15 protein-coding genes are annotated in these 15,251 nt (G+C 73.2%); 10 read left to right on the plus strand and 5 right to left on the minus strand.

Translation table 11 applies throughout. The features are described from left to right. On the minus strand, positions 1–904 hold a 904-nt coding region (locus tag ACR9ZG_RS13665; protein ID WP_481285396.1), incomplete at its 3' end, for a serine/threonine-protein kinase. Between the two features lie 157 nt (positions 905–1,061). On the opposite strand from ACR9ZG_RS13665, the gene ACR9ZG_RS13670 reads away from it, so the two are divergent. Next, entirely contained in the window at positions 1,062–1,943 is an 882-nt protein-coding gene (locus tag ACR9ZG_RS13670; protein ID WP_481285397.1) for a hypothetical protein, read from the plus strand. Here ACR9ZG_RS13670 and ACR9ZG_RS13675 read toward each other — a convergent pair. Then, positions 1,933–2,565, minus strand: a complete 633-nt coding sequence (locus ACR9ZG_RS13675) for a class I SAM-dependent methyltransferase (RefSeq protein WP_481285398.1) — start codon at positions 2,563–2,565, stop codon at positions 1,933–1,935. The genes ACR9ZG_RS13670 and ACR9ZG_RS13675 overlap by 11 nt on opposite strands. A 72-nt stretch (positions 2,566–2,637) precedes the next feature. Here ACR9ZG_RS13675 and ACR9ZG_RS13680 point away from each other — a divergent pair, with 72 nt between their 5' ends. Beyond that, positions 2,638–4,074, plus strand: a complete 1,437-nt coding sequence (locus ACR9ZG_RS13680; protein WP_481285399.1) for an MFS transporter — start codon at positions 2,638–2,640, stop codon at positions 4,072–4,074. 47 nt (positions 4,075–4,121) lie between these two features. Here ACR9ZG_RS13680 and ACR9ZG_RS13685 read toward each other — a convergent pair whose 3' ends face one another. Continuing rightward, positions 4,122–4,625 (minus strand): ATP-dependent zinc protease family protein, encoded by a 504-nt coding sequence (locus tag ACR9ZG_RS13685; RefSeq protein WP_481285400.1) that lies wholly within the window; start codon positions 4,623–4,625, stop codon positions 4,122–4,124. Positions 4,626–4,651: 26 nt separating this feature from the next. On the opposite strand from ACR9ZG_RS13685, the gene ACR9ZG_RS13690 reads away from it, so the two are divergent. After that, complete coding sequence (locus ACR9ZG_RS13690; protein ID WP_481285401.1) at positions 4,652–5,866, plus strand: RimK family alpha-L-glutamate ligase; 1,215 nt, start codon at positions 4,652–4,654, stop codon at positions 5,864–5,866. A 91-nt stretch (positions 5,867–5,957) separates the two neighbouring features. Here ACR9ZG_RS13690 and ACR9ZG_RS13695 read toward each other — a convergent pair whose 3' ends face one another. Next, complete coding sequence (locus ACR9ZG_RS13695) at positions 5,958–6,899, minus strand: LysR family transcriptional regulator (RefSeq protein WP_481285402.1); 942 nt, start codon at positions 6,897–6,899, stop codon at positions 5,958–5,960. Positions 6,900–7,003: 104 nt separating this feature from the next. Here ACR9ZG_RS13695 and ACR9ZG_RS13700 point away from each other — a divergent pair, with 104 nt between their 5' ends. From ACR9ZG_RS13700 to ACR9ZG_RS13725, 6 genes are all read left to right on the plus strand, one after another. Next, complete coding sequence (locus ACR9ZG_RS13700; protein WP_481285403.1) at positions 7,004–8,398, plus strand: MFS transporter; 1,395 nt, start codon at positions 7,004–7,006, stop codon at positions 8,396–8,398. Continuing rightward, complete coding sequence (locus ACR9ZG_RS13705) at positions 8,395–9,162, plus strand: 3-hydroxybutyrate dehydrogenase (protein WP_481285404.1); 768 nt, start codon at positions 8,395–8,397, stop codon at positions 9,160–9,162. Before ACR9ZG_RS13700 ends, ACR9ZG_RS13705 begins: the two co-directional genes overlap by 4 nt. A 68-nt stretch (positions 9,163–9,230) precedes the next feature. Then, positions 9,231–10,001, plus strand: coding sequence for a CoA transferase subunit A (locus tag ACR9ZG_RS13710; protein ID WP_481285409.1), 771 nt, complete (start codon positions 9,231–9,233; stop codon positions 9,999–10,001). A 1-nt stretch (position 10,002) separates the two neighbouring features. Then, a complete protein-coding gene (locus ACR9ZG_RS13715; RefSeq protein ID WP_481285405.1) occupies positions 10,003–10,650 on the plus strand; it encodes a CoA transferase subunit B in 648 nt (215 codons plus the stop codon). A 99-nt stretch (positions 10,651–10,749) separates the two neighbouring features. After that, positions 10,750–12,750, plus strand: coding sequence for a non-homologous end-joining DNA ligase (gene ligD, locus ACR9ZG_RS13720; RefSeq protein ID WP_481285406.1), 2,001 nt, complete (start codon positions 10,750–10,752; stop codon positions 12,748–12,750). Between the two features lie 101 nt (positions 12,751–12,851). After that, a complete protein-coding gene (locus ACR9ZG_RS13725) occupies positions 12,852–13,106 on the plus strand; it encodes a hypothetical protein (protein ID WP_301212725.1) in 255 nt (84 codons plus the stop codon). Between the two features lie 153 nt (positions 13,107–13,259). Here ACR9ZG_RS13725 and ACR9ZG_RS13730 read toward each other — a convergent pair whose 3' ends face one another. Beyond that, positions 13,260–14,072: an EAL domain-containing protein gene (locus ACR9ZG_RS13730; protein ID WP_481285407.1), complete on the minus strand. Its 813-nt coding sequence runs from the start codon at positions 14,070–14,072 to the stop codon at positions 13,260–13,262. A 170-nt stretch (positions 14,073–14,242) separates the two neighbouring features. Here ACR9ZG_RS13730 and ACR9ZG_RS13735 point away from each other — a divergent pair, with 170 nt between their 5' ends. After that, positions 14,243–15,184, plus strand: coding sequence for a GlxA family transcriptional regulator (locus ACR9ZG_RS13735; RefSeq protein ID WP_481285408.1), 942 nt, complete (start codon positions 14,243–14,245; stop codon positions 15,182–15,184). The last annotated feature ends 67 nt before the right edge of the window (positions 15,185–15,251 follow it).

Consider the following 15,251-nt stretch of genomic DNA (forward strand, 5'->3'; position numbering starts at 1 on the left):
CGAGAACTCGGCCCGCACCCGCCGTCGGCGCGTCCATCGCCTCCGTCGGCACGTCGACCGGCGCGGTCGGACCCGCCCAGCCCGCCAGCTGCGGGCCGAGTTCTCGGGCCGAGACCGCCACCTCCAGCGCGGTCGGGCGCAGGGCGGGGTCGCGGGCGGTCATCGCCGCCAGCAGCCCGCGCCAGTCCTCCGGCAGACCGGCGGGGATGCGCGGGTCGCGGGCGGCGCGGGCCGTCACCGCCTCCACCGGGCTTCCGGGGTACTCGGTCACGCCGGTCAGCGTCTCCAGCACGACCAGGCCGAGGGCGTAGATGTCGGCGGAGGGTCCTGGGTCCTCGCCGCCCGCCTGCTCGGGGCTGAGGTACGCGGCGGTCCCCATGACGAGTCCGGTACCCGTCACGCGCTCGGTGCCGAGCAGGTGCGCGATGCCGAAGTCGGCCAGCTTGACCGGCGGGGCGGCGCCCGGAATGCCCGGCTCGGCGATCAGGATGTTGGCGGGCTTCAGGTCGCGGTGCACCATGCCGTGGTCGTGCACGACGACCAGCGCCTCCGCGATGCCGGCCAGCACGGCGACGACCTCGCCCGTCGGCAGCGGGCCGCGGTCGAGGCGCGTGCGCAGGTCCTCGCCGTCGACCAGCTCCATCACGAGGAAGCTCGGCGTCTCGTCCCCCGGCTCGGCCAGGTGGGCGTCGTACAGGGCGACGAGGTGGGGATGGCTCAGCCGCGCGAGCGACGACGCCTCGGTGCGGCGGCGCACGTCGTCGACCGCGGTCCCCGGCGCGAAGAGCTTGATCGCCACATCGCGCCCGAGCTGCCGGTCGTAGCCACGGTAGACCGTGGCCATGCCGCCGTGCCCGAGCCCGTCGCCGAGCTCGTAGCGGTCGAGAAGCACGCGTCCATCCACGGCCCCCAACATACGCGCGGGGCCTCGGAGCTGAACCGGTTGTGGCCCCGCCCGCCCCCCCCCCCCCCCCCCGCGGGGGGGGGGGGGGGGGGGCCCCCCCCCACCACCTCGACGGGGGAAGGACGACCGGGCACGCTCGGCGCGGGATGATGGAGGCGTGCACAACCTCGGACTCCTCTTCGACGTCGACGGGCCCATCGCGAGCCCGGTCACCCGCTCCATCAGCATCCCGAGCATCGTCACCGACCTCGTCGCGATGGCCGCCGCCGGCGTGCCGATCGCGTTCATCACCGGGCGCTCTGCCGACTTCATCCGCCACCAGGTCGTGACGCCCCTGTGCGCGGCCGGGCTCGGGGAGGCGCTGGAGCAGGACGGCGCCCGCGTCTTCGGCGTCTTCGAGAAGGGCGGCGCCTGGGCGGCGATCACGGGCGACGGGATGGGCGAGGTCACCGTCGACGAGAGCGTCGCGTTCCCGCCGGCCGCGGTCGACGGGGTGCGCGACCTCGTGCGCGAGGGATTCGCCGACACGATGTTCTTCGACGAGACCAAGCGCGCGATGATCTCCGTCGAGCAGCGCACCGACGTCGACCCGGCGACCTACAAGGAGGCGCAGGGCCGGTTCGAGGACGCCGCCTTCGACCTCCTCACCGGCCTGGGCCTCGGCCTGCGCTACGGGTCGCGCGAGAAGCCGGATGCGGAGGGGCGCATCCCGTTCCGCATCGACCCGACCATCATCTCCACCGACATCGAGTCGGTCCTGCTCGACAAGGACCGGGGCGCCCAGCGCGCCTTCGACTACTTCGCGGCGCGCGGCCCGCTGCCGCGGCGCTGGCGCTCGGTGGGCGACTCCCGCAGCGACTACAAGATGGCCGACTACGTGCACGCGGCCGGCTACGACGTCGCGCATGTGGATGTGCGCCCCGCCGACGGCGTGCTCGACCGCCCCTACGAGGTCATCACGATCGGCGACGCGATCCACGACGAGGCCGGCGCCGAGTTCCTGGCGCACTGGCGGGAGGAGCTCGGGCTCACGGCCTGACGGCGCGGATCCGCTCCACCATCCCCGCCTTCAGGCGCTCGCGCTCGACCACCCGGAACCCGGCGGCCTCGACCCTCGCCACGTGCCTTCGCGTCAGGTGCTCGCCCCTGACCGGGATGCTGTACCGCTCGACCAGCCACTGCAGCGCGTAGACCGGCGGCCACGTGCTGCCGATGTGGTCGACGAGCAGGAGGGTGCCGCCCGGCACCAGCACGCGCCGCATCTCCGCGACGGCGGTGCCGGGGCGGGGGATGGAGCACAGGGCGAGCGCGCACACGACGGTGTCGAAGCGCTCGTCCGCGAACGGGAGCGCCTCCGCATCGGCCTCGGCGAACTCCACCTCGATGCCCGCGTGCGCGGCGCGGCTGCGCGCGACGGCCAGCATCTCCGGCGTCAGGTCGATGGCGGTGAGGGAGACGACATCGCGGTAGTACGGGAGGGTGCGGCCGGTCCCGACGGCCACCTCCAGCACCCGGCCGGCCGCGCGGGCGCCGATCCACTCGCGGGTCCCCGCGAGCAGCCCGCGCTCGGTCTTCGCCATCGTGGTGTCGTAGGTCGCGGCCTCCCTGCGCCAGGTGCGCAGCTGACGCAGGGTCTCTCGCGAGGGTTCGGTCGTCGCCATGCCCGCCTCCCGGTCCGGCGCCGACTGTACGCGTCCGCGCGCGCCCGGCGCGAGACCCGCTAGCGTGGCGCTGTGCCCGGCCCGCAGACGATCCCCTCCGACCCCGGCGCCGCGGCCCGCTCCCTGGTCGGCGACGACGCGGCCCGCCGCGCCCTGCAGCGGCGCACCCTCACGGTCGTGGTGATCAGCCAGGTGCTCGGCGGGGCGGGGCTCGCGGCGGGCATCACCGTTGGCGCGCTGCTCGCGCAGCAGCTGCTCGGCTCCGACACGCTCGCCGGTGTGCCGACCGCGCTGTTCACGCTGGGAGCCGCGCTGACCGCCTTCGTCGTCGGTCGCGTCACGCAGCGGCTCGGCCGGCGGGGCGGTCTCGGTCTCGGCTTCGCCGCCGCGGGCCTCGGCGCGATCGGGACCGTCGTCGCCGCGGCGACCGGCACCCTCCCGCTGCTGTTCGTCTCCCTCTTCGTCTACGGCGCCGGATCGGCCACCAACCTCCAGGCGCGCTACGCGGGCACCGACCTCGCCCTGCCCGCCCAGCGGGGGCTCGCGGTCAGCGTCGCGCTGGTCTCCACGACGCTCGGCGCGGTCGCCGGGCCGAACCTCGTCGACCCGCTCGGCGGACTCGCCGTCGGGCTGGGGCTGCCGGCGCTGGCCGGGCCGTTCCTGCTCGCGGCGGCCGCCTACCTCTCCGCGGGCGCCGTGCTGCTGGTGCTGCTGCGACCCGACCCCTACCTCGTCGCTCGGGAGCTGGCCCGGGTGGAGGCGGAGCCCGCCACCGCGGCTCAGCAGGCGGGAGGCGGCGACGCGGGCGGGACGAACGCGAGCGGTGCCGACGCGGACCGGACCGTGGCGGCCGGTGCCGACGCCCCGTCCCCGGCCGGTCCCGAACGGCCCGCCGCAACCCCGGAAGCGGACGCCGCCCGCGTGCGGCCCGGCCCCGGCGCGTTCGTCGGCGCGACCGTGATGGTCCTCACCCAGATCGCGATGGTCGCGATCATGACGATGACGCCCGTGCACATGCGCGCCCACCACTTCGAGCTGTCGGCCGTCGGCGTCGTGATCGGCGTGCACATCGGCGCCATGTACCTGCCGAGCCTGGTCACGGGCTGGCTCGTGGACCGGGTCGGGCGCCTCCCGATGGCCGCCGCCTCCGGCGTCACGCTGCTGCTCGCCGGGATCGTCGCCGCGCTGGCGCCCGCGGACTCGTTCGGGATGATCGTGCTCGCCCTCGCGCTGCTCGGGCTGGGGTGGAACTTCGGACTCATCGCCGGCACCGCGCTGGTCGTCGACGCGACGCCGACCGCGATCCGCGCCCGCACCCAGGGCTCGATCGACGTGCTGGTCGCCCTCGCCGGGGCCGGAGGAGGTGCGGCCTCCGGGATGGTGATGGCGGCCACCGACTACGCCACGCTGTCGCTGGCGGGCGGGGTGCTCGCGCTGCTGCTGGTGCCGGCGCTGGTGTGGGCGCGACGCGGCGGACGCGGCGAGCGCCGAGGACGCGCTGCGGCCTAGCCGTCCTGGCGTGCCCCGCCGCCCCTCGACGAGCCGGCTCCGCTGCTCTACTGCCGCCCGCGGTTGCGGCGACGGACCTCCCGCGGCGCCCGCCCTCCGACGAACGACGCACCGGGGTCGACGACGAAGCCGCGGCGCAGCGCCTCCCGGCCGACGAGCATCTTGAAGCCCATCTGGTCGCGGTTGCTCAGGGTCGTCTCGGCGACGACGGTGCGACCGGCGAGGGTGAGCTCCAGGAGGACGACGATCCGGTCCTCCACGTGCCCGGACGAGCTGCGCACCTGCCGCCGGTCGTGCACCGCGCACTCGACCACGGTCGCGTCGGCGTCGGAGTCCTGCCACGGCTGCACGGTGAAGCGGACGCGGTCGCCTGGCAGCTCCTGCACGTCGTACGCGTGGAGCGCCGAGCTGCGGGCGCCGGTGTCGACCTTCACCTTGATCCAGGGCACTCCGATGGAGGTCAGCTCGGCCCATTCGCGCCAGCCCACGACGGTCGATCCGGCCACCGCCGCCTCGCCCGCGGTGGTGTTTGAATGGGAGTCCTGAGCCATCCCCCCATCTTGTCAGGAGCCTGAAGTTGAAACTCGCCATCCTCTCGCGTGCTCCGCAGTCGTACTCGACCGGTCGACTGCGCGCGGCCGCGCTGGAGCGCGGGCACGACGTGAAGGTGCTGAACACCCTGCGGTTCGCGATCGACCTCTCGGGTGACGAGCCGGACCTCCAGTACCGGGGCCGGCTGCTGTCGGACTACGACGCGATCCTGCCGCGGATCGGCAACTCGATCACCTACTTCGGCACGGCCGTCGTGCGCCAGTTCGAGCAGATGGACGTGTACACGCCGAACACCGCCAACGGCATCACGAACTCGCGGGACAAGCTGCGCGCCAACCAGATCCTGTCGCGTCACAACATCGGGATGCCGGCCACCGCCTTCGTCAACAGCCGCGCCGACGTGCGCATGGCGATCGAGCGGGTGGGCGGCGCGCCCGTCGTCATCAAGCTGCTGGAGGGCACGCAGGGCATCGGCGTCATCCTGGCGCCCGAGGCCAAGATCGCGGAGGCGATCGTCGAGACGCTGCACTCGACCAAGCAGAACGTGCTCATCCAGAGCTTCATCAAGGAGAGCCGCGGACGCGACGTCCGCGCGCTGGTCGTCGGCGACCGGGTCGTCGCGGCCATGCGGCGGGTGGCGAGCGGAGACGAGTTCCGCTCCAACGTGCACCGCGGCGGCACGGTCGAGAAGGTGGACCTCTCGCCGGAGTATCAGGAGGCCGCGGTGCGGTCGGCGCAGATCATGGGCCTCCGCGTGGCCGGCGTCGACATGCTCGAGGGCAACGACGGACCGCTGGTGATGGAGGTGAACTCCTCCCCGGGGCTGGAGGGCATCGAGCGCGCGACCGGGCTCGACGTCGCCGGCGCGATCATCGACTTCATCGACAATCAGGTCGCGTTCCCCGAGATCGACGTGCGGCAGCGCCTGACGGTCTCCACGGGGTACGGCGTGGCCGAGCTGCTCGTGCACACGAACGCCGACCTCGTCGGCAAGACGATCAAGGAGTCCGGGCTGTGGGACCGCGACATCACGGTGCTCACGCTGCACCGCGGCACGACGGTCATCCCCAACCCGCGCAGCGGCGTGACGCTGGAGCCGGGCGACCGCCTGCTGTGCTTCGGCCGCCTGGAGGAGATGCGCTCGATGATCCCGGACCGCCGCAAGCGCCGCACGAAGGTCCGCAAGCTCCCCAAAGACCAGCTCCCGGCCCCCATCCCCGCCCCGGCCCCGGCCGAGTAACCGCCGAGTACGCGCGAATTCGCGGGGAAACGGTCGAGTACGCAGAGAATCCGCGTACTCGGCGGTTGCCCGGCAGCAGCGGGTGTCGCGGTCAGGGGGCGCGGCCGGCGAGGGCGGGCGCGAAGGCCGCCGCTCGGGCGCGCAGCGCGTCGGCGACCGCCGAGACGGCGGCGATCCGCAGCGAGTCGGGCCGCACGACCATCCAGTACGGCAGGTGCTCGTTGAACTCCGCCGGCAAGAGCCGCACGAGGTCGTCGTGCCTGTCGGCCATGAAGCACGGCAGCAGGCCGATCCCCGCCCCCGCGCGCGTCGCCTCCACATGCACGAACACGTTCGTCGAGGTCAGCGAGTCGCGCATCCGCGGCACCAGGCGGCGCGGGAGGTCGAGGTCGTCCACCTGCAGGATCGAGTCGATGAAGTAGACGAGCGGATGCGTCATCAGCTCGTCCGCGGTGCGCGGTGTCCCCGCCCGCGCGAGATACTCGCGCGTCGCGTACATCCCCAGCGCGTACGAGCCGAGCTCGACGATGTGCGCGCGCTTGGTCTGCGGGTTGCCGACGACCACCTCGATGTCGAGCCCCGAGCGGTACTGCAGCGCGCGCCGGGTGACGGTGACGATCTCCACCGACAGCCCGGGATGCCGCTGCCGCAGCTCGGCGATGGCCGGCGCCGCGATGTAGGCGCTGAACCCGTCGGTCGCGGACATCCGCACGACGCCCTGGATCGGGTCCGGCTCGGCCGAGGGGCTGGTGAGGTCGGCGACGGCCGCCTCGATGCGGGAGGCGGTGTCGGCCGCCTGGTGGCCGAGCGGCGTCAGCTCCCAGCCGGACGCCGCCTGGGTGAGCAGGCGACCGCCGAGGGCGTCCTCCAGGGCGGCGATGCGGCGCGAGACGGTGGTGTGGTCGACGCCGAGCTGCTCGGCGGCGCCCGAGAAGCGCCCGGCGCGGGCGACGGCGAGCAGGACGAGCAGGTCGTCCGAGCGGGGACGCCTGGCGAGGTCGGGCAGAGAGGCCGGCGGCGGCGACGGTTCCATGCGTGCAATTATGCACACCGCCTTCGCATGACTGGGCATTGCTTCGCCTCGGGAGGCCGGTGAGACTGATCGGCGGATGTCACCGTCGACATCGAAGGAGAGACATGGACACCGTCAACCCCACCGTCGCGGGCGCCTCAGCCCCCGCCGGCAAGCGCCTCAAGACCATCGTCGCCGCCTCCATGGCCGGCACCGTCGTCGAGTGGTACGAGTTCTTCCTCTACGCGACCGCCGCGAGCCTCGTCTTCGGCACGTTCTTCTTCCCGGCGGGCGGCACCCCGCTCGACGGGGTGATCGCGGCGTTCCTCACGTACGCGGTCGGCTTCCTCGCCCGCCCGCTCGGCGGCATCGTGTTCGGCCAGATCGGCGACCGGTTCGGCCGCAAGCCGACCCTCCAGGCGACCATCATCATCGTCGGCGCCGCGACCTTCCTCATGGGCTGCCTGCCGGGCTTCGCGACCGTCGGCTACTGGGCGCCCGCGCTGCTCGTCGCGCTGCGCTTCATCCAGGGCTTCGCGCTCGGCGGCGAGTGGGGAGGCGCTGTGCTGCTGGTGGCCGAGCAGAGCCCCGACCGCTCGCGCGGCTTCTGGTCGAGCTGGCCGCAGGCGGCCGTCCCGGTCGGCAACCTGCTCGCGACCGTCGTCCTTCTGGTGACCTCGTGGGTGCTGTCGCCGGAGGCGTTCCTCAGCTGGGGCTGGCGCATCGCGTTCTGGCTGTCGGCGGTGATCGTGCTCGTCGGGTTCTACATCCGCACGCACGTCTCCGAGGCGCCGATCTTCGTGGAGGCGAAGGCGCAGGCCGAGGCTGAGCAGTCCCGCTCGTACGGCGTCGGCCAGGTGCTCAAGCGCTACCCGGGCGGCGTGCTGCAGGCGATGGGCCTGCGCTTCGCCGAGAACATCGTGTACTACATCGTCGTCAGCTTCACGATCGTCTACCTGAAGGCCGTGCACGACTACGACACCAGCCAGCTCCTGCTGGCGCTGCTGATCGCGCACATCGTGCACTTCCTGGTCATCCCGCAGGTCGGTCGGCTGAGCGACGTGATCGGCCGCAAGCCGGTCTACCTGATCGGCGCCGTGCTGGGCGCGACCTGGGCGTTCTTCGCCTTCCCGCTGTTCGACACCCTCAACCCCGTGCTGATCGTTCTCGCGGTGACCGTCGGGCTCGTCTTCCACGCCTTCATGTACGCACCGCAGCCGGCGATCATGGCCGAGCTGTTCCCGACCAGGATGCGCTACTCGGGCGTCTCGCTCGGCTCGCAGGTGACCTCCATCCTGGCGGGCTCGCTCGCCCCGATCCTGGCGACGCAGTGGCTGAAGGACTACGACTCCTGGCTGCCGATCGCGCTCTACATCGTCGTCGCCAGCGTGATCACCGCCGTCGCCGTGCTCACCCTCCGCGAGACCCGCGGGTCGTCGCTGCGCGCCCTGGACGCCGCCGACGCGGCGAAGTACGAGCCGGCCGCGGCGTCGGCGCGCAGCGGGGCGGTCGCCCGGTGACGGGCGCGCAGCCCGCAGGGACGGACCTGACCGGCCGCCGCGCGGTGGTCACGGGCGGCGGGAGCGGGATCGGCGCGGCCTGCGCCTCCGCCTTCGCCGCCGCCGGGGCCGCCGTGGTGGTCGCCGACGTCGACGGCTCCGCCGCCGAGCGCGTGGCCGCCGAGATCGGCGGCGAGGCGTGGCAGGTCGACCTCTCGGACACGGCCGCGCTGGCCGGGCTGACGCTCGACGCCGACATCCTCGTCAACAACGCCGGCATCCAGCGGGTCAGCCCCATCGTCGACTTCGACCCGGCCGACTTCTCGCTCATCCTGCGGCTGATGGTGGAGGCGCCGTTCCTGCTGCTGCGCGCTGTGCTGCCCGGGATGTACGAGCGCGGGTTCGGGCGGGTGATCAACCTGTCGAGCGTGCACGGCCTCCGGGCCTCGGCGTTCAAGTCGGCCTACGTGACCGCCAAGCACGGGCTGGAGGGGCTGTCGAAGGTCACCGCGCTCGAGGGCGCGGAGCACGGCGTGACGAGCAACTGCATCGACCCCGGCTACGTGCGCACCCCGCTCGTCGAGCGGCAGATCGCCGACCAGGCGCGGGTGCACGGCATCCCCGAGGCGGAGGTGCTCGAGAAGGTCATGCTCACCGAGTCCGCGATCAAACGGCTGGTGGAGCCGCGCGAGGTCGCGAGCCTCGCCCTCTGGCTGGCGGGCGACGACGCGGGGATGGTGACCGGCGCGAGCTACACGATGGACGGCGGATGGAGCGCGCGGTGACGATCACGACGACCGGGACGACCGCGACCGGCGGCGCGACCGGCGCTGCGGCCGCCGGCGCGACCGGTATCGACAAGCGGGTCGCCTCGGCGGCGGAGGCGGTCGCGGACATCCCGAGCGGCGCCTCCCTCGCGGTCGGCGGCTTCGGGCTCTGCGGCACGCCGATGGTACTCATCGAGGCGCTGCTCGCCACCGGGGTGGACGGCCTCCACGTCGTCAGCAACAACTGCGGGGTCGAGGACTGGGGCCTGGGCGTGCTGCTCGCCGCCCACCGCATCCGGACCATGACCTCGTCGTATGTGGGCGAGAACAAGGAGTTCGAGCGGCAGTACCTCAGCGGCGAGCTGGAGCTGGAGCTGACCCCGCAGGGCACCCTCGGCGAGAAGCTGCGCGCCGGCGGGTCGGGGATCGCCGCCTTCTACACGCAGACCGGCGTCGGGACGCAGGTGGCCGAGGGCGGCCTGCCGCGCCGCTACAACCCGGACGGAACGGTCGCGGTGGCGTCCCCGCCCAAGCCCGTCGCGACGTTCGACGTCGCCGGCGAGCCGCGGGAGTTCGTGCTGGAGGAGGCGATCGTCACCGACTTCGCGCTGATCCACGCCGAGGTGGGCGACCGGCACGGCAACCTGCGGTTCCACGCCTCCGCCCGCAACTTCTCGCCCCTGGCCGCGATGGCCGGGCGCGTCTGCATCGCCCAGGTGGAGCGGCTGGTGGAGCCGGGCGAGCTCGCGCCCGACGACATCCACCTCCCCGGCGTGTACGTGCACCGCGTGGTGGAGGCCGGCGCCGTGGAGAAGCGGATCGAGCGCCGCACGACCACCCCCGAGAGGACGGCCTGACATGCCCCTGACCCGCGACCAGCTCGCCGCCCGTGCGGCCCTCGAGCTGCCCGACGGCGCCTACGTGAACCTGGGGATCGGCCTCCCGACGCTCATCCCGAACCACCTGCCGGCGGGCCGCACGGTCGTGCTGCAGTCGGAGAACGGCATCCTCGGCGTCGGACCGTACCCGGGTGAGGACGCGGTCGACCCCGACCTCATCAACGCGGGCAAGGAGACGGTCACCGTGCTGCCGGGCGCCGCCTTCTTCGACTCGGCGCTGAGCTTCGGGATGATCCGCGGCGGCAAGATCGACGCCGCCGTGCTGGGCGCGATGCAGGTGTCGGCGACCGGCGACCTGGCCAACTGGATGATCCCGGGCCGGATGGTGAAGGGCCCGGGCGGCGCGATGGACCTCGTGCACGGCGCCCGGCGCGTGATCGCGCTGATGGAGCACACCGCCCGCGACGGCTCGCCGAAGATCGTCGAGCGCTGCACCCTGCCGCTGACGGGTCGCGGCGTGGTCGACCGCATCATCACCGATCTCGCGGTGATCGACGTCACGCCGGACGGCCTCGCGCTGGTCGAGCTCGCACCCGACGTCACGGTCGAGGAGGTGGTCGCCGCGACCGCAGCGCCCCTCCGCCTCCCCCTCCCCATCCCCGTCTGACCGGCAACCGCCGAGTACGCAGGAATTCGCGCGAAAACCGCCGAGTACGCAGACTCTCCGCGTACTCGGCGGTCGCCCACCGGGAGTAGCGTGCGGGGCATGGCACAGGCGGGCGCGCAGACGGTCGAGGTGGACGGGCGGAGGCTGCGGGTCAGCAATCTCGACAAGGTGCTGTACCCCGAGACCGGCACGACCAAGGCCGACGTCATCGCGTACTACGTCGCCATCGCGCCCGCGCTCATCCCGTACTCGGCCAACCGCGCGGTGACGCGCAAGCGCTGGCCCAACGGTGTCGGCACCGACGCCCATCCACTCGACGCGTTCTTCGAGAAGGACCTCGGCAACGGCGTGCCCGACTGGGTGCAGCGCCGGGCCATCGAGCACTCCTCCGGCCCCAAGCAGTACCCGCTCGTGGAGGACCGCGCCACGCTCGCCTGGCTGGCCCAGTCGGCCGCGCTCGAGCTGCACGTTCCGCAGTGGCAGTTCGCCCGCACGGGAGGCGCGCGCAACCCCGACCGCATGGTGCTCGACTTCGACCCGGGGCCGGGCGTCGACCTCCCGACGACGGCGCAGATCGCGCTGCTGGCCAAGGACATCCTCGAGGGGATGGGCCTCGACCCGCACCCGCTCACCAGCGGCTCCAAGGGAATCCACGTCTACACCGCGCTCGACGGCTCGCTCACCAGCGACCAGGTCTCCCACGTCGCGCATGAGCTGGCCCGCGCGCTGGAGGCCGACCATCCCGACGACATCGTCTCGGACATGAAGAAGTCGCTGCGCGCCGGCAAGGTCCTCATCGACTGGTCGCAGAACAACGGCAAGAAGACGACGATCGCGCCGTACTCGCTGCGCGGCCGCCCGCACCCGACCGTCGCCGCTCCCCGCACCTGGGACGAGCTGCGCGACCCGGGCCTGCGGCACCTCGACTACCGGGAGGTGCTGCAGCGCTTCGAGGCCGACGGCGACCTCCTGGCGCCCCTGCTGCGCTCGCGCGACGCCGGGCTCGAGCCGACGCCGGAGCACCTGGCGACGTTCACCGCCACCAGCGCCTCCCGCGACCGCCTGAGCACGTATCGCTCGATGCGGGACGCCGCCAAGACGCCAGAGCCGGTGCCGGAGGATCTCGGGATGCCCGGCAGCGGCCGCTCGTTCGTCATCCAGGAGCACCACGCCCGCCGCCTCCACTACGACTTCCGGCTGGAGCACGACGGCGTGCTGGTCTCGTGGGCGATCCCCAAGGGGCCGCCCACCGACCCGAAGAAGAACCACCTCGCCGTGCAGACCGAGGACCATCCGCTGGAGTACGGCACCTTCGAGGGCGAGATCCCGGCCGGCGAGTACGGCGGCGGCCAGGTGCGCATCTGGGACGCCGGCGAGTTCGAGCTGGAGAAGTGGCGCGACGGCGCCGAGGTCATCGCCACGCTGCAGGGCCGGCCCGACGGCGGGCTGGGCGGCGAGCCGCGCCGGTTCGCGCTCATCCACACCGGGCAGGGCGGCGACGAGAAGAACTGGATGATCCACCTGATGGCGCCCAAGGCCGGGGCTGCGCAGAGCGGGCACGACGACGCCGGTGCGGCCTCGCCGGAGAGCCGGGACCCCGACCGCGTCCCTCCCGCCTTCCGCACCGGGCTCGCGCCCGCGCCGCTCGCAGCGGCCCAGCGGCTGCCCGGCGCCACGGCCATGCCAGGCGGCACGGTCTACACGCGCACTCCGGCGGGCGAGCGGCTCGTGGTCGCGGTCGACGGCGACGACGTGCTGCTGTGGGACGAGGAGGCGCGCGCAGCGGGCACGCGCTTCTCCCGCCTCCGCTCCGCCGCCGAGGCGCTCCCGACCGGATGTGCACTGGAGGGGGTCGCCACGGACGGCGGGTTCGTCGCGACGGACCTGCTCGCGGTCGCGGGGCGCGACATCCGCGACCAGCCCTTCCGCGTGCGGAGGCAGCTGCTGGAGCGGCTCGCCGACGACTGGGAGCCTCCCCTCGCCCTCGCCGAACTGACCGACGACCCCGCGCGGGCACGGCGGTGGCGCGACGAGGGCGTCGTGGCGACGGGCGCCGACCAGCCGTACGCCGCCGCGGAATCGGTGCTCGTCCGAGCGTGAGCCCGCCGCCGGCCGCCGCGCCGATTGCGCCAGCGGGTGCCGGGTGTATGGTGACCGGGCGCCCCTGTTGGGCGCACACCCCCACGAAAGGAGCTCGCGGCGTGATCGTGCATCGCCTCACCGTCGACGGCAAGGACTACTTCCTCCCCGACCCGGTGGACGAGCTCAAGTCCCGCATCCTCTCGGCGGTCAAGGACGGCGGCGGCTACGTCACCATCCCGCCGCTGCGCGGAGGCCCGGGCGTCGACATCCTCTTCTCGCCCGGCATGCCGGTCACCTGGACGCAGATCGAGGTGGGCCAGGCGGAGCCCGAGGAGCGACCCGCGTTCAACATCGACTCGTTCGACGGGATCTGAGCCGAACCTCAGCAGAGCAGGGGCGTGCGCCGTGGAGGCCGCGCCCCTGCTGCGCGTCCGGGCACGCTGCCGTCCGTGCGGAGTCGCCAGGGCAGAGTCGTCCGGCGGAGCAGTCCGGCAGAGTCGTCCGGCGGTTCGTCCCTCTGCGCGGCGCTAGAGGACCGAGGTGTGCTCCAGCGCCCACTGCGTGAACTGCTGGCGCGGCGCCGGCCGGGCGATCCAGAAGCCCTGCGCGCGGTCGCAGCCCACGTCGGCCAGCCGCTCGAAGTCGCTGCGCTGCTCGACGCCCTCGCCGACGACGCGGAGGCCGAGGTCGTGCGCCTCTTTGACCACCTGGGCGAGGCTGTCGGCACGGGCCACGTCCTGGACGAGCGAGCGGTCGAGCTTCAGCTCGGTCGCGCCCAGCTGCTCCACACGGCGGAACGACGAGTGCCCGACGCCGAAGTCGTCGACCGACACGGTGACGCCGGCGGCCACGACACCCGCGAGCCACGGCATGACCGGAGGGGAGTCGGCGAGCCGCTCGCCCTCGGTGACCTCCAGGGTCAGGGCGCGCGGGTCGAGGTCGCCCGAGCTGAACGCCTCGTCCAGCATCCGGTACAGCGCGGGATCGCGCAGCTGGGACGCGGAGATGTTGATGGCGACGGCGATCGGACGGCGGTCGGCGGTCGTGGTGGGCCAGGAGCTGCACTCGGCGAGGATGCGCTCGGTCAGCGCCGTGAGCATCCCGTGCGCCTCTGCGGCCGCGACGAACACGTCGGGAGCGATGGCGCCGCGCTCGGGGTGGGTCCAGCGGGCGAGCGCCTCTGCGGCGACCAGCTTGCCCGTGGCCACGTCGACCAGCGGCTGGAACGCGGCGCTGATGTGCCGGGCCTCCAGGGCATGCACGAAATCGCGGACGAGGCCGTCGAGTTCCTGCTCGCTCGCCTCGGCCGCTGATTCGGCGTCGGGATCGCTGTGGTGCACCTGGTCGATGGTTGTCGTTCTGAGCCTCCGTGTCAACCGGGCAGAGGGTCTTCGACCCCGGTCCGGGGGGCCCTTCTGCCGCGGAATCACGGCGGATAATGGACTCCTGCCGTCCCCGGCGGGCCCGATCCGCGGTCGAGCAGGGGTTGCATTCCACGACTTGGAGGCGTATGGAGCACCATCGCGTCGCTGTGCTCGTGCTCGACGGGGCGAAGCCGCTCGACGTCGGCATCCCGGCACAGGTCTTCACGACCCGCCCCAGCATGCCGTACCAGGTGCGGGTGTGCGGCGCCGCGCCGGGGCTCATCACCGGCGGCGACGGCCTCTCGTATCACGTGGCCGACGGGCTGGAGGCGCTGGAGTGGGCGCAGACCGTCTTCATCCCCGGCTACCGCGAGCCGGCGACCACCGAGCCGCCTGCCGCGGTCGTCGCGGCGCTCTCGGCCGCGCACGAGCGGGGTGCGCGGCTGGCGGCGATCTCGACCGGTGCCTTCGCGCTCGCGGCCACCGGGCTCCTCGACGGCAAGCGGGCCACGACCCACTGGCACTACACGCGTGCGCTGCGGGAGCGGCATCCGCTCATCCGCGTCGACGAGAACGTGCTGTTCGTCGACGAGGGCGACGTGCTCACCTCGGCGGGCGCCGCCTCCGGCATCGACCTCTGCCTCCACCTCGTCCGCCGCGACCACGGCGTCGCGCTCTCGAACCACGTCGCCCGGCGGCTCGTGGCCGCGCCCTATCGCAGCGGCGGGCAGGCGCAGTACGTGCCGCGCAGCGTGCCTGAGCCGCTCGGCGACCTGTTCGCGGAGACCAGGGAGTGGGCGCTCGCGCACCTGGCCGAACCGCTGACCCTGGCGGCACTCGCCCGCAATGCGCGCGTCTCGGAGCGGACGTTCTCCCGCCGCTTCGTCGAGGACACCGGGTACACGCCGATGCAGTGGGTGCTGCGGGCCCGCGTCGACCTCGCGCGGGAGCTGCTGGAGCGCACCGACCTCCCGACCGAGCAGATCGCCGCGAGCGTGGGCCTGGGGACCGGCGCGAACCTCCGCCTGCACTTCCAGCGCATCCTGGGCACGACCCCCACGGACTACCGCCACACCTTCTCCGCGTAGCGCCCGCCCCGTAGCCGCCGAGCACAGGAAAAATGTCGCGCCGACGCTCGATCGGCGACGTTTTTCC

It is taken from the genome of Leifsonia sp. KNZ12-8B, from assembly GCF_056755495.1.